The following is a 986-nucleotide window of genomic DNA, read 5'->3' as shown; positions in this document are numbered from 1 at the left end:
CAGGCTGTGCGAAAACCGTTTCGCTGACTTGGCAAGGGTTGCCAACACGGCGGAGAGTGAGACGCGTGGAAGTGTTGGCGGCTGTTACGCCAACCTCTCGATGAGTTCCGCGCGTCCGAGGATGTTGGAGACCCTTCGGAGATTGTATCCGAGGACGGCGAGTGTGGTTTCGGTTGCTGCTTTGAGGCGCCCGCGCAGCAGGAACCGCCCACCGAGATAGTGCTTGAGCGTGCCGAACGGGTGTTCGACGGTGCTGCAGCGGGTTTTCATCAGCGATTTGTCTGCCTTGACGCGTCCGACCATGCGTTCCAAGGCATGATGGTGCCAATGACGGTAGACATAGCGGCGCGGCGCGGAGGTGCAGTCCTGCTTCAGCGAACAGCCGGTGCAGTCCTGGGCTCGGTAGCGGTATTCCTGGTCCCGATCGTTGCTGCCGTTGCGCAGCAGCTTGCGCCCGGCCGGACAAGTCAGAGTGTCGGTGGCGGCGTCGTGGGTGAACAGATCGGCGGAATAGTAATCGCCCCTTGTGTTGGTCCGGCGCGGGGCCGGCGCCGAGGGAACGATCCCGGCGTCTTCGCAGGCCGCGGCCTGTCCGGCGTTCGCGTAGCCGGCATCGGCGATGACGTTCAGCGTCTCGGTTCCCAGCACCGTCTTGGCGGCGCGCGCCATCGGATAGAGCTGGCGGTTGTCGGTCGCCTCGGTGGTCACATCGTGGTGGATGACGATGTGGCTGTGCGGATCGACTGCGATCTGGACGTTGTAGGACGGATATTTGGTTGCTGTGCCCTTGCCCATCGGGCGGGCTTCGTGCTCGCCCGTGACGCCGATCTCATGCGCCTCGTCCGCCATCTGTTTGGCCAGTCCGGTCAGTTCGCCGCGCCTGGCTTGCAGCGTCCGCAGGGCCTTGCGGATTTGCTGGACGGTGGCCGCATCGGGTTCGGCCGCATCGGCCGCGTCCATGGCCAGTAGGTAATCGCCGATCCGGC

The 986-nt window shown here is 64.6% G+C and carries 1 protein-coding gene; it reads right to left on the bottom strand.

Annotated elements, in window-relative coordinates; translation table 11 throughout:
- Nucleotides 1-84: 84 nt before the first annotated feature.
- A partial coding sequence (locus GSQ89_RS38815; protein WP_216856481.1) for a transposase occupies nt 85-986 on the bottom strand: 902 nt, incomplete at its 5' end.

It is taken from the genome of Acidisphaera sp. S103 (assembly GCF_009765975.1).
Lineage (GTDB): Bacteria > Pseudomonadota > Alphaproteobacteria > Acetobacterales > Acetobacteraceae > Rhodopila.
Note: the sequence above shows the minus strand (reverse complement) of the source record. Positions and strands in the feature narration are given on the sequence as shown.